General features: G+C 69.7%; 22 protein-coding genes. 14 read left to right on the top strand and 8 right to left on the bottom strand.

What is annotated here, in order from left to right; genetic code table 11:
* The first annotated feature begins 28 nt into the window (after positions 1-28).
* Positions 29-649 carry a membrane protein YczE gene (gene yczE / locus ABD882_RS16085; RefSeq protein WP_345188391.1) on the top strand — a complete coding sequence of 207 codons (621 nt, stop codon included), beginning with the start codon at positions 29-31 and terminating at the stop codon, positions 647-649.
* A gap of 58 nt (positions 650-707) precedes the next feature.
* On the opposite strand, the gene ABD882_RS16080 is transcribed toward yczE, so the two are convergent.
* Positions 708-2,378: an alkaline phosphatase family protein gene (locus ABD882_RS16080; RefSeq protein WP_345188390.1), complete on the bottom strand. Its 1,671-nt coding sequence runs from the start codon at positions 2,376-2,378 to the stop codon at positions 708-710.
* 243 nt (positions 2,379-2,621) lie between these two features.
* Between ABD882_RS16080 and ABD882_RS16075 the strand changes: the two genes are divergently transcribed.
* Both ABD882_RS16075 and ABD882_RS16070 read left to right on the top strand, forming a co-directional pair.
* Complete coding sequence (locus ABD882_RS16075) at positions 2,622-3,443, top strand: phosphatase PAP2 family protein (RefSeq protein WP_345188389.1); 822 nt, start codon at positions 2,622-2,624, stop codon at positions 3,441-3,443.
* 314 nt (positions 3,444-3,757) lie between these two features.
* Positions 3,758-4,099 carry an avidin-fold protein gene (locus tag ABD882_RS16070; RefSeq protein WP_345188388.1) on the top strand — a complete coding sequence of 114 codons (342 nt, stop codon included), beginning with the start codon at positions 3,758-3,760 and terminating at the stop codon, positions 4,097-4,099.
* A gap of 7 nt (positions 4,100-4,106) precedes the next feature.
* Here the strand turns inward: ABD882_RS16070 and ABD882_RS16065 are convergent, their stop codons facing one another.
* Entirely contained in the window at positions 4,107-4,682 is a 576-nt protein-coding gene (locus tag ABD882_RS16065) for an Lrp/AsnC family transcriptional regulator (protein ID WP_345188387.1), read from the bottom strand.
* A 131-nt stretch (positions 4,683-4,813) separates the two neighbouring features.
* Between ABD882_RS16065 and ABD882_RS16060 the strand changes: the two genes are divergently transcribed.
* The 5 genes from ABD882_RS16060 to ABD882_RS16040 all read left to right on the top strand — a co-directional run bounded on the left by ABD882_RS16060 (position 4,814) and on the right by ABD882_RS16040 (position 10,170).
* Entirely contained in the window at positions 4,814-6,406 is a 1,593-nt protein-coding gene (locus ABD882_RS16060) for an ABC transporter substrate-binding protein (RefSeq protein ID WP_345188386.1), read from the top strand.
* 71 nt (positions 6,407-6,477) lie between these two features.
* Positions 6,478-7,545 carry an ABC transporter permease gene (locus ABD882_RS16055; protein WP_345188385.1) on the top strand — a complete coding sequence of 356 codons (1,068 nt, stop codon included), beginning with the start codon at positions 6,478-6,480 and terminating at the stop codon, positions 7,543-7,545.
* Positions 7,542-8,465 carry an ABC transporter permease gene (locus ABD882_RS16050; protein WP_345188384.1) on the top strand — a complete coding sequence of 308 codons (924 nt, stop codon included), beginning with the start codon at positions 7,542-7,544 and terminating at the stop codon, positions 8,463-8,465. The genes ABD882_RS16055 and ABD882_RS16050 overlap by 4 nt, the downstream gene beginning before the upstream one ends.
* Complete coding sequence (locus tag ABD882_RS16045; protein ID WP_345188383.1) at positions 8,462-9,316, top strand: ABC transporter ATP-binding protein; 855 nt, start codon at positions 8,462-8,464, stop codon at positions 9,314-9,316. Before ABD882_RS16050 ends, ABD882_RS16045 begins: the two co-directional genes overlap by 4 nt.
* The gene (locus ABD882_RS16040; RefSeq protein ID WP_345188382.1) at positions 9,316-10,170 is read left to right on the top strand and encodes an ABC transporter ATP-binding protein; all 855 of its coding nucleotides are present in this window, start codon (positions 9,316-9,318) and stop codon (positions 10,168-10,170) included. Before ABD882_RS16045 ends, ABD882_RS16040 begins: the two co-directional genes overlap by 1 nt.
* A gap of 139 nt (positions 10,171-10,309) precedes the next feature.
* On the opposite strand, the gene ABD882_RS16035 is transcribed toward ABD882_RS16040, so the two are convergent.
* Complete coding sequence (locus ABD882_RS16035; protein ID WP_345188381.1) at positions 10,310-11,428, bottom strand: M24 family metallopeptidase; 1,119 nt, start codon at positions 11,426-11,428, stop codon at positions 10,310-10,312.
* 333 nt (positions 11,429-11,761) lie between these two features.
* On the opposite strand from ABD882_RS16035, the gene ABD882_RS16030 reads away from it, so the two are divergent.
* A complete protein-coding gene (locus tag ABD882_RS16030; protein WP_345188380.1) occupies positions 11,762-12,583 on the top strand; it encodes a cytochrome c oxidase assembly protein in 822 nt (273 codons plus the stop codon).
* 12 nt (positions 12,584-12,595) lie between these two features.
* On the opposite strand, the gene ABD882_RS16025 is transcribed toward ABD882_RS16030, so the two are convergent.
* Positions 12,596-13,054 carry a hypothetical protein gene (locus ABD882_RS16025; RefSeq protein WP_345188379.1) on the bottom strand — a complete coding sequence of 153 codons (459 nt, stop codon included), beginning with the start codon at positions 13,052-13,054 and terminating at the stop codon, positions 12,596-12,598.
* 154 nt (positions 13,055-13,208) lie between these two features.
* Here ABD882_RS16025 and ABD882_RS16020 point away from each other — a divergent pair, with 154 nt between their 5' ends.
* On the top strand, positions 13,209-13,637 hold the full coding sequence (locus tag ABD882_RS16020) for an NUDIX hydrolase (protein ID WP_345188378.1): 429 nt from the start codon (positions 13,209-13,211) through the stop codon (positions 13,635-13,637).
* A gap of 42 nt (positions 13,638-13,679) precedes the next feature.
* Here the strand turns inward: ABD882_RS16020 and ABD882_RS16015 are convergent, their stop codons facing one another.
* The gene (locus tag ABD882_RS16015; protein WP_345188482.1) at positions 13,680-14,096 is read right to left on the bottom strand and encodes an aminoacyl-tRNA deacylase; all 417 of its coding nucleotides are present in this window, start codon (positions 14,094-14,096) and stop codon (positions 13,680-13,682) included.
* Positions 14,097-14,197: 101 nt separating this feature from the next.
* Positions 14,198-14,704, bottom strand: a complete 507-nt coding sequence (locus tag ABD882_RS16010) for a DNA helicase (RefSeq protein WP_345188377.1) — start codon at positions 14,702-14,704, stop codon at positions 14,198-14,200.
* Between the two features lie 108 nt (positions 14,705-14,812).
* Between ABD882_RS16010 and ABD882_RS16005 the strand changes: the two genes are divergently transcribed.
* Entirely contained in the window at positions 14,813-15,370 is a 558-nt protein-coding gene (locus ABD882_RS16005; protein ID WP_345188376.1) for a peptidylprolyl isomerase, read from the top strand.
* 29 nt (positions 15,371-15,399) lie between these two features.
* Positions 15,400-16,293 (top strand): rhomboid family intramembrane serine protease, encoded by an 894-nt coding sequence (locus ABD882_RS16000; RefSeq protein ID WP_345188375.1) that lies wholly within the window; start codon positions 15,400-15,402, stop codon positions 16,291-16,293.
* A 380-nt stretch (positions 16,294-16,673) separates the two neighbouring features.
* Here the strand turns inward: ABD882_RS16000 and ABD882_RS15995 are convergent, their stop codons facing one another.
* The gene (locus ABD882_RS15995) at positions 16,674-16,913 is read right to left on the bottom strand and encodes a cell division protein CrgA (protein ID WP_345188374.1); all 240 of its coding nucleotides are present in this window, start codon (positions 16,911-16,913) and stop codon (positions 16,674-16,676) included.
* Positions 16,914-16,967: 54 nt separating this feature from the next.
* On the opposite strand from ABD882_RS15995, the gene ABD882_RS15990 reads away from it, so the two are divergent.
* A complete protein-coding gene (locus ABD882_RS15990) occupies positions 16,968-17,756 on the top strand; it encodes a class E sortase (protein ID WP_345188373.1) in 789 nt (262 codons plus the stop codon).
* Positions 17,756-17,935, top strand: coding sequence for a hypothetical protein (locus ABD882_RS15985; RefSeq protein WP_345188372.1), 180 nt, complete (start codon positions 17,756-17,758; stop codon positions 17,933-17,935). Before ABD882_RS15990 ends, ABD882_RS15985 begins: the two co-directional genes overlap by 1 nt.
* 81 nt (positions 17,936-18,016) lie before the next feature.
* Here ABD882_RS15985 and pknB read toward each other — a convergent pair whose 3' ends face one another.
* Complete coding sequence (gene pknB, locus ABD882_RS15980; RefSeq protein ID WP_345188480.1) at positions 18,017-19,717, bottom strand: Stk1 family PASTA domain-containing Ser/Thr kinase; 1,701 nt, start codon at positions 19,715-19,717, stop codon at positions 18,017-18,019.
* Between the last annotated feature and the right edge of the window lie 72 nt (positions 19,718-19,789).

Here is a 19,789-nt window from a genome sequence, read left to right as displayed (position 1 = left end):
AGGGCCACTTCTGGTTCACAATGGACGAATGACACGTCGGGTGCTGCAACTGCTGATCGGGCTGCCGCTCTATGGGTTCGGATGCGGGCTCATGATCGACGCCGGGCTCGGCGTCGATCCGTGGACGGTGTTCGCGGAGGGCCTCGCTCTGCGCACCGGGATCGGCGTCGGCTGGATCACGAACATCGTCGGCCTGCTGGTGCTGCTGCTGTGGATCCCGCTGCGGCAGAGGCCCGGGATCGGCACCCTGCTGAACGTGCTGCTCGTCGGCACCGCGATCCAGGCCACGGTCACGGTCATCCCGCCGGTGCACGGCCTCGTTCTGCAGGTTCTCCTGCTCCTGGCCGGGGTGGTCGTCGTCGCGGTGGCCAGCGGGCTCTACATCGGCGCGCGTTTCGGTCCCGGTCCGCGCGACGGCCTGATGACCGGCATGCACGCCCGGCTCGGGTGGCCGATCTGGGTGGCACGGCTCGTCGTCGAGGTGACGGTGCTGATCACGGGCTGGCTGCTCGGCGGAACCGTCGGCATCGGCACCGTGGTCTTCGCCCTGGGCATCGGTCCGCTCGTGCACGTCGCGCTGCCCCTGTTCGACACCGCGCGGACCCGGGGTCCCGGCCGGATCCCTGCGGCGCGGGCTGAGACGGCGTAGACGGCGACCCCGTGCGCGGGTTGCGCACGGGGCCGCCTGTCGGGCCGCTCACAGGGCGTCAGCTGCGGGGAAGCACCTTCGTGCCCTCGATCTTCACGGCCTGCAGGTCGTTCACGTTCAGGCCGAGTTCGCGCAGGATCGTGGGGGCGATCTGCGTGGTCTCGACGGTCGAGGTGACGGTCTCGGCCTTGTGCTCGGTGCCCGAAGCGACCACGAGCGGGACGTGGCGGTCCTGCGCGTCCGCGCCGCCGTGCTCCGCGATCTTACTCGTGCCGCCCGTGTAGACGACGCCGTGCTGCACGATGCCGAAGATGTCGGGGATCCGCTCGTCGCTCTTCGCGGTGTGGAAGAAGTCGGCGACCTCGGATCCGGCGTAGACCGTGGCCAGGCCGGACGAGGAGACGGTGAGCCCCGCGCCGGAGATGCCGTTCCCGCTCGCCGAGTTCGCGAGCAGGTAGGTCTTCGCGAAGTCGGCGGCCTCCTGGGTGTGCACGGAGAACCACAGCTGCATGACGTCGTCGTCGGTCGAGAACGCGACCAGGTCGCCGGTGTGGCCGGCGGCGCGCCACGCGGCGTTCAGGCCGGCGATGACGGGTCCGTCGTCGACGCGCTTCAGGGCCGCCGGATCCGTCGGGGACTGTCCGTGCTTCGCGGAGAGGATGATCGTGGTCTTCTTCGCGTCGTGGCTCTGCGCGACGGCGGCGGTGATCTTGCCGACCGCCGCATCGACGCCGTCCAGCGCCCGCGACAGCAGCGGCCCGGGCGTCACGCCGTCGGCGAGGTAGCCGCCCGCGAGGCCGTCGGAGGTCGGCAGCTTCTGGGCGGTGGAGACCGCCTGGAAGTTCATGCCGAACACGGCGGGCTCGCCCGTGCTCTGCGTGCCGGAGTGGTCCTTGCCGCCGATCTCGTTGAGCACCGCCTGCACCTTGTACGAGTCGTACAGTGCGGTCGCGGCGTTGTCCTTCGTCCAGTCCCCGGTGAAGCCGGCGATCGCAGCGCTCGAGTTGATCTCGGGGGTGAAGTAGTCGTCGACGCCGGTTCCCGAGGGTCCGCTGAGGATCTGGTACGCGGGGTGCTTGTCCGACCAGGCGGTGCGCAGGCCCGTCTGCTTCGCCACTTCGAACACCGTGTTCACCTTGAGGTACTGGTTCGGGTAGACCGGCGTGCAGGTGGAGGGATCCACCGGAAGCTGCTTCGGATCCATGAGGGCCTTGGCGTCACCGCTCAGCTGCAGGATGCTGTTCGGGAGGCCGGCCAGCCCCTGGCCGGCGTCGAGCGCGTTCTGGTTCAGGTCGGCGTTCTCGGTGTACGACACCTCGGCGCCCGGAGTCGCGGAGGCGCAGTCGGTGGTTCCGGCCGGCAGCAGCGCGCGGTTCCAGGTGTCGTCGTAGTAGACGCCGGTGGTGCCGGGGTTTCCCCCGGTCACCTGCGCGACCATCCCGGGGAACGAGTCGGACGGGATCGGCGTCTGCGCGTTCGTGTAGCTCGTGCCGCGGGCGACGAGGGCAGCGAGGGCCGACTGCGGGTGCGCCTTCACGTACTGGTCGAGGTCGGACTGGTGCAAGCCGTCCACTGAGAGCAGGAGCACGTGCTTGCCGGCGTTCGCCCGTGCGGCGCTCACCGATGCGGACGCGGCGGGCGCCGCGACGACCGTCGTGGTCGCGATTCCCGTGGCGGCGAGGGTCGCACCGAAGACGGCGGCGGCGACGCGCTTCGTGGTGGTCTTCATGGTTCTCCGTTCCGGCGCCGAGGGCGCCTGCGCCGCGGCACTCGCGCGGCTCCGGGAGGAGTCTGACAAGTCGCCGGGCCGTGCGGGGGGCGGTGCACGAGAGTTCGCCGACGCTTAAGCTGCTGGTCGCCGGATTCCCGGCGCATTGAGGAACAATTCGCGGCCCATTCCTGAACTCGGCGTGTTCCCGTGTCGCGGGCGCGCATCCGGGGTGCGCACAGGCGGAGTGGGCATGATGGGAGCATGGCGGCGAGACGGAGTGTGCGGTCGTTCGCGTCAGCCGCCCTGGCGCTGACTGTCGCGTTCATTGCCACCTACCTCTTCTTCGTCCTCACCTATGTCGGGCAGGTCGTCGATGAGCGCGCGTTCGCCGGCGCCGCCGACCAGCACGACGCGGTCTACCGATTCACCGGCATGGTGCTCGGCAATGTTCCGGCCGTGGCCGTCGGCGGCGGAATCATCCTGACGATCCTGATCGGCGCCCTCACCCGTCGCCCCAAGCACCTCGTGGTCGCCCTCGGTGTCGGCGGGGTCGCGGTCGCCCTCGCCGAGCTCGCCAAGCACGTCTTCCTGGTGCGCGCCCAGACCGGCGCGACCGACCTGCTGAACAACTCCTTCCCCTCCGGGCACGCGACGGTGACGGCGGCGGCTGCATTCGCCGTCTTCCTCGTCTGCCCGCCGCGCTGGCGCCCGCTCGCCGCGGTGATCGGCGGGGCGCTCGCCGTGCTCACCGGAGTGTTCCTCGTGATCGATCAGTGGCACCGTCCCAGCGACGTGGTCGCCGGGTTCATGCTCGTGGCGGCATGTGGATGCCTCGGCGGCATCGCGCTCATCGCCTGGCGGGTGCCGCCGGCGGATCGCCCCGCGACCTCGCTGCGCGGATTGTGGTGGCTGGCCGCCGTCGCCGGGCTGATCTCGATGATCGCCTTCGTGATCGTCTACGTCACCGTCGAGCAGCACGGCAGTCATCAGCAGATCGCCTACGCGGGCGGCAGCGCGGCGATCGTCGCCGTCGGGGCGGGGCTCACCGCGGCCGGGAATGGGATCTTCCGCCGACTTTCCTGACGTCGGATCCGTGCATTCCGCGGATGTCTGGAGAAATGTCGCCGACCGGTCCCGCGGGTCGGTTCCGCTGGCGCGCCGAGGCACGGAGCGACGTGCAGAAGAATCACGGGGAAATCCTCGGTGAACGGGAGGAAACCCGGTTCTGAACGCTCTGCGCGCGCCGCACCCGCGCACGCATTTGTTATCCACCGAATAGTCCACATGTGGATGGATCTGTTAACAATTCTCCGGGTGCCGAGGAAAGGGTTCTCCCACAGAGGGACGGTGTCAGCGGGATTGCGCGGATCCCGGATCCCGGGTCCATACTCGTCGTCATGCCTTCTTCCCTCTCCCTCGACGGACTGCGCTTCGCGATGGTCTCGTCGACCGCGAGCGCGGTCGATCCCGCGGCGCCCACGACGTTCGACTACCACCAGGACGGGCGCCTGATCTGGGGCGAATACACCGGCGACACCGTCATCGAAGGCCGCTTCGTCGGCGAGGTGACCGATGCCGAGGTGCGCATCTCGTTCGCGCACGCGCTGGCCAGCGACGGCTCCGTCGTGCGCGGCGACGCGGTCAGCCGGGCCGAGCAGGCGGATGACGGCCGGATCCGTCTCGTCGAGGACTTCGCCGTCGACGGCATCGACCACGTCAGCGTGTGCGTGCAGGTCTGAGCAGGGGTCAGACGCGCGTGCTGCGGGTCTGATCGGTGCGGGTGAAGCGCATCAGGCCGCTGTCCACGCCGATCGGATCGCGGCGCGGGATGTCGCCGGGGAGCACGAACGAGCGGCGGAACACCTCGCCCATCACGATCGCGGTCTCGACCTTCATGACCTCGCCGCGAGCGGCGATCGTGCCGATCACGAGCGATTGCATGGACTCCATGTCGACGCTGCGCACGACGAGCATCACGTCGTGCTCACCGGTCATCACCCGCGCCGACTCGACGTCCGGCATCTCCCCGATCGCGTGCAGGAACGACGTCCACGACTGTGGCTGGATCGTGCAGAACACCAGGGCGCTGACCCCGAGACCGAGGCGGGTCGTGTCGACCTCGGCGGTGAATCCCGTGATGATGCCGGCCCGGGTCATCGACTCGACGCGCGAGTAGGCGCTGGCCCGCGAGATCCCGACCTCCTGCGCGAGCGCGGCGATCGAGATCCGGCCGTTGCGCCGCAGGGCCCGGAGGATGTCGTACGCGATTTCGTCGATGACGGGCGCGGATCGTCCAGACGAGGCAGATGGATCGTCAGTCATGCTGGACATATTGCCGTAGTGACGCAAGCGTGACAATGGATTGGTCGATTCTGGGGCGATCCGTCGGATATAGTGCCGGAAAACCCGATCTGGTCGTCTGACCTGTCCATCTTCAACGAGGAGGAACGCCCGTGGGCCGTTCACATCGCCACGCCGCCGCTGCGCTCATCGCCGTGGCCGCCATCGCGCTCGCCGGCTGCTCCGGAGGCAATTCCGCGAACAACTCGAACAGCTCGTCCTCCTCTGGGGGAGGCACGCTCGTCGTCGACACCGCCTTCTCGCTGGAGACCGGCGACCCCGGTCGCAACTACGTGCCGACCGGCAACATGGTGCTGCACGCGGTGTACGACACGCTGCTCACCTTCCAGGGAGCCGACTCGAGCACCCCGAAGCCGGATCTCGCGACCATGAAGCAGAACTCGGACGCGACCGAGTTCACCTTCACGATCCAGAACGGCCGGAAGTTCTCCGACGGCACCCCGGTCACGGCCGACGACGTCGTGTTCTCGCTTGACCGCGTCGCGGGGATCACCGACTCGAAGGCCAACTTCCTGATGACGGGGATCACGGTCGCCAAGGTCGATGACAAGACCGTGAAGCTGACGACGAAGACCCCGTCGCTGCAGCTGCCGGCGATCGTCACCAACCCGTCGCTCGCGATCCTGAACTCCAAGGTGGTCGAGAAGAACGGCGGCAAGACCGACACCTCCGACACCGCGAAGGCGTGGCTCGACGCGCACTCCGCCGGATCCGGCCCGTACACGCTGCAGTCGCTCGACCTCACCTCGCAGGTCGTGCTCGTGAAGAACAACAAGTACGACGGCACGGACAAGCCGGCCTACGACAAGATCGTCGTGCGCAACATCTCGCAGTCGGCGACGCAGCTCACCAACCTCAAGGGCGGCGACTCGAACGTGGCCGTCGACCTCTCCGGCGACCAGGTCAAGGGCCTCGGCTCCGGCTTCACGGTGAACTCGGCCCCGTCGGCCGAGACGCTGTTCCTGCTGATCAACCAGGACAAGACGGTCGGCGGCGTCACCGCGACCCCGAAGTTCGCCGAGGCCGTGCGCTACGCGCTCGATTACGACAAGCTGCTCGAGCTCGCCGGCGCCGGATCCGTGCAGGCCACGGGCGTCATCCCGCCGATGTTCCCCGGCGCGAACAAGACCGGCGTGAAGCAGGATCTCGCGAAGGCCAAGGACGCGCTCGCCGCCTCCGGCTACAAGGGCGAGGAGATCAAGCTCCAGTTCCCGAACGACAACCCGGTCGGCGGCGTGGAGTTCACCCCGGTCGCCGAGCGCGTGCAGGAGCAGCTGAAGGCCGCCGGCATCAACGTGACCCTCGCGCCGGCGCCGTTCGCCACCGAGGTGCAGCCCTACGTGAAGGCGCAGGAGGCGTTCTCGCTCTGGTACTGGGGCCCCGACTACGCCGACACCTCGTCGTTCCTGCCGTTCGGTCCGGGTCAGAAGGTCGGCCTGCGCGCCGGCTGGCCGGCCGACGCCGACGCGAACATCGCGGGCCTGGTCACCAAGGCGCAGAACGCGACGTCGGTCGACGAGCGCAACACCGCGTTCAACGACTACGCGAAGGCCATGCAGGAGTCGGGCCCGTTCGTGCCGCTCATCGTCCCCGGCATCAACCTCGCCAGCTCCACCAAGGTCGCCGGCCTCGAGTACAACGTCACCTGGACGCTCGACCTGCGGACCCTGCACCCCGCGAAGTGATCCCGGCGGGGGTCGGGCCTGACGCGCTCAGGCCCGGCCCCCGCTGCCACCTCTGACCCGGAAGCGCCGACGTGACGCAGACCCAAGCCATCGCCACCCGCCGGGCGCGGCAATCGCAGCACACGCTGCTGCGGTTCCTCGCCCGTCGCGCGGTGACGAGCGTGATCCTGCTCTTCGGGATCGTGCTGGTCACCTTCTCGCTCACCGTGATCGTCCCGGGAGACCCGGTGCGCGCGGCTCTCGGCGAGGGCGCGTCGTCGAACCCCGCCACGGTCGCAGCCTTCCGGGAGAAGTACGGACTGGACCAGCCCGTCTGGGTCCGGTTCTTCCGCTACGTCGGCAACCTGCTGCACGGCGACCTCGGCACCTCGATGACCACGGGACGCCCGGTCTCGGCCGATCTCGCCAAGGCGGTGCCGGCGACGGGCGAGATCGCGTTCTATGCGATCATCGTGAGCCTCGCCGTCGCGATCGTGCTGGGGACGCTGGCCGCCTACCGCCGCGGCAAGGCGACGGATCAGGTCGTGCGGGTGGTCACCCTCATCGGGCTGAGCATCCCCACGTTCTGGATGGCGATCCTCTGCTACCAGCTCTTCTTCATGCAGCTGCACTGGGTGAGCGGATCGGGGCGGATCTCGCCCACCATCACCCCGCCGCCGCGCATCACCGGCTTTTACACGATCGACTATCTGCTGAACGGCGACTCGGTCGGCTTCTTCGACGCGACCGGCCACCTCGCCCTGCCCGTGCTCGTGCTGAGCCTGTTCACGATCGCGACGCTCACCCGGTTCGTGCGCACCTCGGTGCTCGAAGTGCTCGACATGGACTACGCCAGGGCGGCGCGGGCGAAGGGCCTCTCCGGTCGGCGGGTCATCGTGGGCTACGTGCTGCGCGGGGCGGCGCTGCCGATCCTCACCCTCGTCGGCATCGCCTTCGGCAGTCTGCTCTCCGGCACCGTGCTCGTCGAGGCCGTCTTCGCCTGGCCGGGCCTGGGCACCTACGCCTACAACGCGTCGAAGAACCTCGATCTGCTCGCCGTCACCGGTGTCGGCCTCGTGGTCGGCGTCATCTATCTCGTCATCAACCTCGTCGTCGACGTGCTCTACGGCTTCCTGGATCCGCGAGTGAGGCTGTCATGAACCTCGTCATTCCCGAAAAGCTCGCGCCGAAACGTCGCACGTCGTGGCTGCCGCCCGCGTGGCGCACGCCGCTCGCGCTCGTCGGCACGATCATCGCCCTGGTCTGGATCGTCGTCGCGATTCTCGCCCCATGGATCGCGCCGCACGACCCGCTCGCGCAGAACCTGCCGCGCCTGGCCGCGCCCAGCCCCGACGCGATCATGGGCACCGACGTGAACGGCCGCGACGTGTTCTCCCGGCTGCTGCTCGGTGCGCAGACCACGATCCCGCTCGCGCTCATGCTCGTCGTCTGCGCGATGATCGTCGGCACGATCGTCGGTGCTGTCGCCGGGTACCTCGGCGGCTGGGTCGACGAGGTCCTCATGCGCATCACCGACATGGTGATGGCGTTCCCGACCGTGATCCTCGCCATGGTGATCGCCGCCTCGCTCGGCCCGTCGATCATGAACGCCGTGATCGCCGGCATCATCGTCGCCTGGCCGCCGTACGCCCGCATCACCCGGTCCCTCGTGCTGGGGCTGCGCACGCAGAACTACGTGATCGCGGGACGGCTGCTGGGATCCTCGCCGCTGCGATCACTCGCGCGCGACGTGCTGCCGAACATCGCCGGCCCCGTGCTCGTGCTCGCCTCGCTCGACATCGGCACCGCGATCCTGCTGCTCTCCGGCCTGTCGTTCCTGGGCCTCGGCGCGCAGCCGCCGACACCGGAATGGGGCACGATGATCGCCGCGGCCATGCAGAACACCTCGGCCTGGTGGCTGGGACTGTTCCCGGGACTTGCGATCCTCAGCATCGTGATGGCCTTCAACTTCATCGGCGACTCGCTGCGCGACGCGCTCGACCCGCTCGCCGCGCGTGAGCGCGAGGCCGAGGCGCCCGTGGTCTCGGCCGCTGCCGCCACCGCGGAGGTGACCTCGTGACCGCGCTGGCGATCCGCGACCTGCGCGTCGAGCTCGGGCAGTCGAAGGGCAATCGGACCGAGGTCGTCAAGGGCATCTCCCTCGACCTCGTGTCCGGGCGCGTCCAGGGTCTCGCCGGGGAGTCCGGATCCGGCAAGAGCATGACCGCGATGGCGATCCTCGGCCTGCTGCCCGCGGGCGGCACCGCGTCTGGATCCATCGTCCTGGGCGGGACCACGGAGCTCGTCGGGATGACCGGATCCGCGTATCGGAAGGTGCGCGGCAAGCGGATCGGGATGATCTTCCAGGATCCCTCCGCGAGCCTGCACCCGCAGATCACGGTCGGATCCCAGCTCGCCGACGGCATGCGCGCCCACCTCGGCCTGTCCCGCTCGGCCGCGCGAGCCCGGTCTGCCGAGCTGCTCGCGCAGGTCCGCGTGCCGAATCCGCAGGAGGCGCTGCAGAAGTACCCGCACCAGTTCTCCGGCGGGCAGCGGCAGCGCATCGCGATCGCGATAGCGCTGGCCTGCGAGCCCGAGGTGCTGCTCGCCGACGAGCCGACCACCGCGCTCGACGTCACCGTGCAGGCCGGGATCCTGCACCTGCTCCGCGATCTCGCGACCGAACGCGACCTCGCCGTGCTGCTCGTCACGCACGACCTCGGCGTGATGAGCGCCGTCGCCGACGAGGTCGCCGTCATGCGCGGAGGGCTGATCGTCGAGGCCGGATCCCGCCGACAGGTCTTCACGGATCCGCAGCACCCGTACACGCGCGAACTGCTGGACGCGATGCCCGACGCGCAGGACTCGCTCGTGGACGCTCCCGTGGATGGCGACTCCGACGCACCTGCGGCCGATCTGGGGGAGATCTGATGAGCGACAAGAAGCCCGTGCTGCACGTCGACTCCCTCGTCGTCGAATACGGCGGACGGGCCGCGTTCCGCGCCGTCGACGGGGTGTCGTTCGACATCGCCGCGGGCGAGGTGCTCGCGCTCGTCGGCGAGAGCGGCTGTGGCAAGTCGTCCACGGCGCGCGCCGTGATCGGCATGGAGAAGCCTGCGGCGGGAACGGTGCTGTACCGCGACCGGCCGGTGCAGCCGCTCGGTCTGCGCACGCGTCCGGCGGAGTTCACCGCGATCCAGATGGTGTTCCAGGATCCGAACTCGTCGCTGAACCCGCGGATCCGAGTGTCGCAGCAGATCGCGGAAGGATCCCGCGCTGCCCGCTCCCGGGGAGTCGACAGCGAGGCGCCGTCGCACTGGCTGAAGGCGGTCGGCCTCTCCCCGACGCTGGAGAACCGCTATCCGTACCAGCTGTCCGGCGGCCAGCGGCAGCGCGTCGCGATCGCCCGGGCGCTCGCCGCGAAGCCCGACCTCATCGTCGCCGACGAGCCGATCTCGGCGCTGGATGCGTCAGCCCAGGCGTCGGTCGCCGCCATGATGCGAGAACTGTGCGTCGCTTCGGGCGCGGCGATGCTGTTCATCTCGCACGACCTGTCCGTGGTGCGGCTCATGGCCGACCGGGTCGCCGTGATGTACCGCGGCCGGATCGTGGAGTCGGGCGCGACGCCGCTCGTGTGGGCGCACCCTGTGCATCCCTACACGGAGGCGCTGCTCGCGGCGATCCCGCACCCGGACGGCGAGGGCGTGCTGCCCGCCGCCCCCGCGTCGGAGGCCCCGTCATCGTGGAGCGCCGACATCCCCGAGGCCCTCGACCGCGTGCGCTGAGGCCCGCCGAGGCTGGCGAAGCGGGCGAGCCGCCCACACGACGTCCCGAGATCAGGCGAGTTGACCGAGATCAGGAGGATCCACCCAGATCCTCCTGATCTCGGTCACTCCTCCTGATCTCGGGACGGTCCCGGGCCGATCAGGCCCCGGCGGGCGTCAGACCGTGCGGCGTGGTGTTGAGGTTCACGCAGCCGTCGGCCGTCACGACGACGATGTCCTCGATCCGCGCGCCCCACGCGCCGGGGAAGTAGATGCCGGGCTCGATGCTAAACGCCATGCCCTCGCGCAGCGGCAGGGCGTTGCCGGGTGCGATGTAGGGCTCCTCGTGCGTCGAGATGCCGATGCCGTGCCCGGTGCGGTGCAGGAAGGCCTCGCCGAGCCCGGCGGCGGCGAGCACGTCGCGGGCGGCGGCGTCCACCTGCTCCGCGGTGACCCCCGGGCGCACCGCGTCGACCGCGGCCTGCTGTGCGGCCACGAGCACGGCGATCCGGCGGGCCGCCTCAGGATCCGGCTCGCCGACGACGTAGGTGCGGGTGCTGTCGGAGTTGTAGCCCGCCGGGACCGCTCCGCCGATGTCGACGACCACGATGTCGCGATCCTGGATCACCCGATCCGACACCTCGTGGTGCGGATCCGCCCCGTTCGGGCCGGAGGCGACGATGACGAACTCGACGGTGCGGTGCCCCTCCTCGAGGATCGCCGCGGCGATGTCTTCACCGACCTCGCGCTCGGTGTGGCCCGCACGCAGCAGGCCGGGCACGCGGCGGTGCACGGCGTCGATCGCCTCGCCCGCGCGACGCAGCTCGGCGATCTCCGCGTCGTCCTTGATCATGCGGATCTCCCGCAACGCCGGCGTCGCGAGGACGGGAACGCCGAGCCGATCCGCGAGCGGGATCACGTGCAGCGCGGGCAGTACGTCCGAGACCCCGAACCGGGCCGGAGCGAACCCCAGCGCGTCCTCGACCAGGGCATACGGATCCTCTCCGTCCACCCAGTCGGCGATCGCGAGTCCGAGCGATCCGACGGCGGTGTCGCGCACCTTCGCGAGCTCCATCCGCGGCACGACGACGGTCGGCTCGCCCGCCGCGGGGATCACCAGCGCGGTGAGGCGCTCGATCGTGTCCCCCTCGACGCCGACGAGATAGGCGAGGTCGGGGCCCGCCCCGACGACGATGCCGTCCAGCCCGGCGTCGGCGGTGAGAGTGCGGGCACGGGACAGGCGAGCGGCGTAGACATCGGCCGGGAACGGGGTGGTCACCCCTCCACGCTATGCCCGGTGGAGCCGACAAGGCGAGGCCTCCGATGGTCGATTCGGCAGGTCGAGACGAACCGTCACGAGCCCGCGGATCCCGCCCAGAATCGTCCGCCGGATCGGATTCGTCCGTGCGCCCCACCAGACGATCCGCACCCCCGTCTCGCGGTAGACGGGCACGGGCACGGGATCGGGACGGGCGCCGGCACGGGATCCCACCGGGCGCATAGCCGGCGGGCGTAGCGTCGACGCGGCCGCACAGCAGACAGCAAGGAGCGCCGCACGCCTCCCATCCCCGTCTTCCTGAGCACCTGGAGCCTGGATCCCACCGCGCTCGGGGTGCTCATCGTCGCGGCCGGGCTCTACCTCGGCGGAGTCTGGGTGCTGCGCCGACGCGGGCATCGCTGGCCGTTGCGGCTGACGCTGATGTACCTCCTGCTGGGCCTCGGCTCCTACGCGTGGGTGTCGTTCGGGTTCCTGGGCACGTGGAGCGTCGAGATCCGCTGGGCGTTCACGACCCGGATCGCGCTGCTGCTGTTCGTGGTGCCGGTCGCCATCACGCTGGGCCGGCCGGTGTCGCTGGCCCGCGCGGTGCTGTCGGAGCGTCCGCGCGCGCGGGTCAACGGCGCGCTGCGTTCGTGGGTGGCGCGGTTCTTCGGCAACGCGATCATGGCCCCGGTGTTCACCTGCCTGGTGTTCGCGGTGTTCTTCACGCCGTTCTCGGCGGTGCTGCGGATGAGCCCGGTCGCCGAGGGCGTGACCTCGGTCGTGGTGCCGCTGCTCGGACTGCTGATGGTGCTGCCGCTCGCCGCGCACACGGTGGCCCGCACGAGCCTGTTCATCGTGGCGGAATTCATGTTCGCGTTCGTGGAGCTCGTGCTCGACGCGATCCCCGGAATCCTGCTGCGGCTGAACGACACCGTGCTGGATCACGCGGGGCTCTGGCCCGGCGTGCTGCCGCTGTGGTTCCCGAATCCGCTGCACGACCAGCATCTGTCGGGCGACTTCCTCTGGTTCATCGCCGAGGTCGTCGACGTGCCGATCCTGGTCATCCTGATGATGCGATGGATCCGCAGCGACAAGCGCGAGTCGCGCAGCATGGACAAGCTCAGCGACGAGGAGATGGCCGAGCTCACCGCCGCGCACCTGCGCGGAGAGTAAGCCCCGGTCAGATCACTCCGCGGGCGCGGCCCGGCGGATCCGCTCGCCGAGGAAGTCCAGATCGGCGGGCGCCAGGGCGGTGACGGCGTAGGCGGTGGGCCACACGGCGCCGTCATCGAGCTGCGCCGGCCACTCGAACTCGAACGTGGCGTAGCGCACCTTGAACTTCGCCTTCGGCTTGAAGAAGCACACCACCTTGCCGGCGGCGTTCGCCCACGCGGGCATGCCGTAGTACGTGCGCGGCACGAGGTGCGGGGCGTTCTCGCCGACGAGCCGGTGCAGCGCCTCCGCGAGCGGTCCGTCCTCGCCGTCCATCTCGGCGATCTTGGCGAGCACATCGGCCTCGCCGGCGGCCCGGGCCTCGGCCGGCGAGATCTTCTTGCGGGAGGCGCGGACCCGGCTCTCGTTGGCGGCCTCCTTGACGGCGGCGCGTTCTGCGGCGGTCAGCACCGGGGCGGTGTTCTCGGTCATGGCATCCTCCAGTCGATCGCCCGGGTCGCCCGGGTCGATCTCAGCCTAGGAACTCCTCCGCGACGGCGCTTCTTCAGAACTGATCGATCCCCAGACCGTGCGGGGCGCACCCCGCCGCGGCTCCGGCGCCCGGGCGCTGACTAGTGTGGAGCGCATGGACATGCGCGTCGCGGCCTACGCGGTGATCGTCGATGACGAGCAGCGCATGCTGCTGGCCCGCTGGACCGAGGGGCGCCGCGTGTCCTGGACGCTGCCGGGCGGCGGGCTGGAGGCCGGTGAGGATCCCGAGGTCGCCGCGCGTCGCGAGGTGTACGAGGAGACCGGCTACAAGGTCGTCATCGGAGAGCTGCTCGGGATCCACTCCCGCGTGATCCCCGCACGCCGTCGGGTCACGGAAGGCGCGACCGAGCCGCTGCACACCCTGCGGATCGTGTATCGGGCGCGCATCGTCGGGGGCCGCCTGCGGTTCGAGAAGAACGGTTCGACCGACATGGCGGGCTGGTACCGCCTGGACGAGATCGGCGGGCTGCAGCGCGTGCGGTTGATCGACATCGCGCTCGGGATGGCCGGCCTGGCCGGCTGACCCGCACGGCGCTGGTCTCGGCGCCGACCCGGTGAGCGCCGGCTACTCCGGTTCCGAGATGTCGGCCACGGTCGCGTCGTAGGCGGCGATCAGCGCATCCGCGTCGACGAACAGGCTGTAGCCGTGCGCGCCCGCGCCCATCGCGATCCGCCGGCCGCGGATGGATTCGTCGGCATAGACCGGCCAGGCGGTCGTGCTGCCGATCGGGACGATCGTGCCGCGCTCGTAACCGGTCGCCGCGAGCGCCGCATCCTGATCCGGCAGCTTCAGCCGGTTCACGCCGACCAGCGCCCGCAGCTTCGGCCAGGAGATCTTGCGACCGCCGGGCACCAGCGCGAACAGGAAAGTGTCATCGGCGCGTTTGACCACGAGGGTCTTCACGATGCCGGACGGATCCAGTCCCAGCAGCGCCGCCGCCTCGTGCAGGCTGCGTGCAGCAGGCCGCTCGCGGATCTCGATCTCGAGTCCGCGCGCGGCGGCCGCGTCTCGGACCCGGGCGTGCGGATCCGACGCGGCGTCCGTCCCTTCGACAGGCTCAGGGACCGAGGGGACCGACGTGGTCACGCCTCGGGGGCGCTCAGCGGGTCATCCGCGACCCAGAGCTCGTCGTCCGCGCGCAGCGTCTGCCACGCGGCCACGAGCACGCCGATCGCCGCGCCGATGCCGAGGACGACCGCGATCACGGTGCCGACGCCGGGGCCGCTCTTGGCGGGGGCGACAGACGGTGCGGCGCCGATCGTGCGCGGGGATCCTGTGCGCTTGGCATTCGCGATGTCCCACGCGGTGAGCGCGGATCCGATCGCGCCGCCGACGGCCGGGATCACCCGGTGATCGACCACGTCGCGGGAGTACTGCACGCCGCGATCCACGACGGGGCGGACCCGGTGTTCGTACACGTCCTGCACGGTCGGCACGACCTGCTCCCGGCGGAAGTGGTCGAGCTGGCGCCCCGCCTCGCGGGCGACCTGCGCGGCGTCGCCGACCAGGACCTGCTGGGCAGCCCACAGCTTGTTGGCTTCGCCCTGAAGCTGTCGGAGTTCCTTCTTGCGCTTGCGGCTGAGGCCCACGGTGCCCTCCCAATCGAAACGGGTTCGGATTCCCCATCTTGCCAGACCTGCACTGTGTGGCGGGTGTGCGATCTGCGAACTCCCGGGAACCTCTGCGAGAATGGATCCATGCCTCACGCCACTCACGTCGCCACGCTGCACACCAACCACGGAGACATCGTCATCAACCTGTTCGGTGACCACGCTCCTCGCACCGTGAAGAACTTCGTCGAACTCTCCGACGGCACCGGCTCCTGGACGCACCCCGCCACCGGCAAGCCGGGCGAGGGACCGCTCTACCAGGACGTCATCTTCCACCGCATCATCCCGAACTTCATGATCCAGGGCGGCGACCCGCTCGGCCAGGGCGTCGGCGGTCCCGGCTACAACTTCAACGACGAGATCCACGGCGAGCTGAACTTCAACGAGCCGTACATCCTCGCCATGGCCAACGCGGGCCTGCGTCGCAACGCCATCACCGGTCAGGTCGAGGGCACGAACGGATCGCAGTTCTTCATCACCACGGATCCGACCCCGTGGCTGCAGGGCAAGCACACCATCTTCGGCGAGGTCGCCGATGACGCCTCCCGGGCCGTCGTCGATGAGATCGCCGCCGTGCGCACGGGTGCCGGCGACCGTCCCGTCGAGGACGTCGTGCTGCAGTCCGTCGACATCGTCGCGAACTGAGGCTCTGACCCGGACTCCGGAGCGCACCGATGACGTCTTCGGAGTTCCACGCGAATCCCGACAACTTCTGCTACCGGCATCCCGGCCGGCAGAGCTTCGTGCTGTGCCAGCGGTGCATGCGCACGATCTGCCCGGAATGCCAGACGCAGGCGCCCGTCGGGGTGATCTGCCCCGAGTGCATGCAGGATCAGCGTCGCAACCAGTCCCCGGCGCAGCGCAAGGCCCAGCGCCGGTGGGGATCCCGCACGATGACCGCCGCGGGGGGCCGCCCGCTGGTGACCTACTGGATCATCGGGATCACCTCGGCGGTGAGCCTGCTGCAGCTCCTTCCCGGCGTGGGTGTCCCGATCGGCCAGGCGCTGCAGTTCTGGGCCGGCTACCTGTACCCGTCGCTCTCGGGTGAGTCGTTCCAGCCCTGGCGGCTGCTGACCACGCTGCTGGTGCACGGCGGATTCATCCACCTCGGCCTGAACATGCTGGCCCTGTGGATGATCGGACAGAGCCTGGAGCCGCTGATCGGCCGGGCGAAGTTCCTCACGCTCTATCTGGTGAGCGGCCTGGCCGGATCCGTGGGCGTCGCCGTCATCGCCCCGCAGGTGTCGACAGTCGGCGCCTCGGGTGCGATCTTCGGACTCATGGCCGCGCTTCTCGTGATCGGGCGGCATCTCGGCGCCAACGTGACCGGCATCCTGGTCGTGCTGGGGATCAACCTGGCGATCGGGTTCATCCCGGGATTCAACGTCGCCTGGCAGGCGCACGTCGGAGGCGCCATCATCGGCGCCCTCATCGGCCTGGTCTATGCCCGCACGAGCGGGCGCCAGAACGCGCGCTTCTGGTGGATCGGCCTCGTCTCCGCAATCGTTCTCGTGCTCATCCTCGTCGTGGCGATCGTCCCGCCGCTCCTCATCACCGCCGGCCACTGACGCGCTGAAGCGCGTTTCGTCTCGCTGCTCCTTCGTCGCTGCTCGCTCAACGACCCCGAGAGGCGACCGGAGCGCAGCGATCGGTCCGTCGGGCGCGCAGGCATCGGGACTGGCGGGGCTCGCGCAGCGAGCCGGGACCGCGCGCCCGACGAACCGATCGCGGAGCGGGCGCAACCGCGGGCCCAACCACGAGCGAATGACACCCGTGTAATTCTCCCCAGGTGGGGATAGATCTGTGGATAACTCGGGGGAGGGCGTGTGCATATCCATCCCCAGAGTGTGGATAACTCCCCGGATCCGTGGAAAACCGGGGAGGAATTATCGGACGGAGACGAAAAAACGCCCCCGCACACGAGGCGGAGGCGTTCTCACTGAGCGCGTCAGCGCCAGCGTGTGGTCATCAGGAAGCCGATCAGGGCGATCCCGAGTCCGATCAGCAGGTTCCAGGACTGCAGGCCCGGGATCGGGTACTGCATGCCGGTGATGTAGAAGACGAGGATCCACGCGAGTCCGAGCAGCATGAAGCCGACCATCACGGGCTTGAACCATGCGGCATTGGGGGCGGCGCTGCCGTCGACCTTCTCGACGGCGGCTTCTTCGGGCTTGCGGGATCGTGCCATGCGCCCCAGTCTACCCATCAGCGTCCTGCACACCCAGGTCGGTAGGATCGCGGCATGACCGACGCCGCGGACGCAGCTGCGCGCCGCACCGCTCGCGGTCGACGGCCACGGCGCCGGGCCACGGTCGTGAGCGTGCTGGGCGAGCTGCTGCTCACCGCCGGCGTCGTGGTGCTGCTGTACGCGGCGTGGCAGATGTGGATCGGCGATCTCATCATGAGCGCGGCCGCGAATGATCACGGTCACTCGATCAGCGCGCGCTGGGCGAAGGATCCCGCACCCGCTCCGCCTCCGGTCGTGCCGCACGCCGGCGGGGCCGGGGCACCGGTCCGGTACGAGCCTCCGGTGATGACGGCCCCGCAGAACGGGGTGCCCTGGGGTGCGCAGCTGCACGTGCCGCGCTGGGGCGCCGACTACAACGTGACGATCGCCGGCGGGGTGACCCGGCCGGACACGCTCGATCACGGGTGGATCGGCGTGTACCCGGGCTCGGGCATGCCGGGCCAGGCCGGCAATGTCACGATGGCCGCGCATCGCACCACCTGGGGCAAGCCGTTCAACCAGATCGACAGGCTGCGCCTGAACGACGCGATCGTGATCGAGACGCCGCAGGGCTGGTACACGTACCGGTTCCGCACGCTCGAGTACGTGACGCCCGACAGCGTGGACGTGCTGGATCCGGTCCCCCAGGATCCCGGTGCAGCGGCCGGGGAGAAGTACATCACGCTGACCGCGTGCTCGCCGCTGTACTCCCTGGCCGAGCGGATCGTGGCGTACGGGGTGTTCGACAGCTTCCAGCCGCGGGCGCTGGGGCTCCCGGCATCCCTGAAGGAGGCGGTGAGCTGATGTACGGCGCTCTGTGGCGGATCCTGCCCGGACCCTGGTGGGTGCGGCTGATCATCCTGCTCGTGCTGGTCGCGGCGATCCTGTATGGGCTGTTCTTCTACGTGTTCCCCTGGGTGAGCCCCTTCCTCTCCCCCGGCGACGTCAGCATCCTCCCGTCTCCGTCCCCGTCTCACACCTGACCGGATCCTACGCACGCGAGCGCACCACGGAGCGGGTCCCTTCGACAGGCTCAGGGACTGGCGGGGCTCAGGGCTCGGAGACTACTTGCCGGTGCAGTAGGTGAGGTCGATCGTCGAGCCCACCGGCACGTCGCCGGGAGGCGCCGACATCGCGGCGACGGTCTTCGGGTCTGTCCCCTTGCAGTCGGGCTTCGCCACGGGGTTCGCGGTCAGGCCCGCCTGCTGCAGGGCGGCTGTCGCCTGATCCAGCGTCCAGCCGGTGAGGTCGTTCAGGGTGACCACGCCGCTCGCGACGACCAGGTCGACCGTCGTGCCCGAGGGGACCTCGGTGCCGGACGCGACGCTCGACGACAGCACGATGTCGTGCTGCGTATGCGGATCGTTCTTCTGACTGACGGATCCGAGCTGCAGCCCCGCCTTGATCAGCGCGTCCTTCGCGGCGGCCTGGGTGAGGCCGGTCAGCGGCGGCACCGTGCTCTTCGCGGCGCCGGTGGAGACGTAGAGGGTCACCGACTGACCCTTCTCGAGTTGCGTGCCGGCGGCCGGATCCGTGCTGATCACGGATCCGACGGCGATGTCGGCGTCGGCCTGATCGATGCGGATGGCACGCAGGTCCGCCTTCTTCAGCTGGACGATCGCCGAATCGTAGGTCTGCCCGACCAGGTGCGGAACGATCCGGGCAGAGCTGGGCAGGCCGCCGTCGGGGCGCATCGCCAGCACCCAGATCAACACCGAGACGAGCAGCACGGCGAGCAGTGCCACGCCCGCCCAGATCCACGCGACGGGAGGCCCGGACTGGGTGCGCGTCATCGTGGTGTCGCTGGAGAGCTGGCGGAGCGTCCGGGCAGTCTCCTGCGCGTGCCGCGGGTTCGGCCCGTACAGCTCGCTGGTGAGCGAGGAGAGCTGTTTCTTGGTCGGCACGGTTCCGGTGACGGCGTCGTCGAGCGCGGTGCGGAAGGAGACGGCGTCGGCGAAGCGCTGGAACGGATCTTTCGCCATCGCGCGCAGCACGATCGGGTCGATCGCGCGGATCCGCTCGAGCTCCTTCTCGTCGTGGTCCTCGTCGTGCAGCTCGCTCGGCGGACGCGGGGTCTCGCTGACGTGCTGATAGGCCACGGCGACCGGAGACTCGCCGCGGAACGGCTGGCGGCCCGTGAGCATCTCGTACAGCACGACGCCCGCCGAGTACAGGTCCGCACGGGCGTCGACCTGCTCGCCCTTGGCCTGCTCCGGCGAGAAGTACGCGGCGGTGCCGATGATCTGCGTGGTCTCGGCGACGGTCGACGACGAATCCGAGACGGCGCGCGCGATCCCGAAGTCCATCACCTTCACCGCACCGGACGAGGTGATCATCACGTTGCCCGGCTTGATGTCGCGGTGCACCACCCCGGCGCGGTGCGAGTACTCGAGCGCCTCGAGGATCCCGTCCGCGTATCGGACGGCGTCGACGGTGCGCAGCGCTCCGCGGGCGATGACGTCCTTCAGCAGCTCGCCGTGCACGAGTTCCATGATGATGAACGGCACCGGTTCCGCGGCAGTGCCACCGGCCTCGGCCGAGGAGTCCTCCCCGGCGTCGAACACCCGCACGATCGACGGGTGCGACATCCGCGACGCGGCCTGCGCCTCCATGCGGAACCGGGTGCGGAACGCGGTGTCCCGCGCCAGCTCACGGTCGAGGATCTTGATCGCGATGTCCCGCCCGAGGGTCAGGTCATACCCCCGGTGCACATGGGCCATGCCGCCGCGGCCGATGAGGTCGTCGACGCGGTATCGACCGGCCATGATGCGCGTTGTCGTGGACACGGAAGACCCCCCTCGTTCCTCTGGTTCTGCGGCGGCGGCTGAGCGGGTCAG

The sequence above is a fragment of the Microbacterium panaciterrae genome (genome assembly GCF_039541635.1).
GTDB lineage: Bacteria > Actinomycetota > Actinomycetes > Actinomycetales > Microbacteriaceae > Microbacterium > Microbacterium panaciterrae.
Note: the sequence above shows the minus strand (reverse complement) of the source record. Positions and strands in the feature narration are given on the sequence as shown.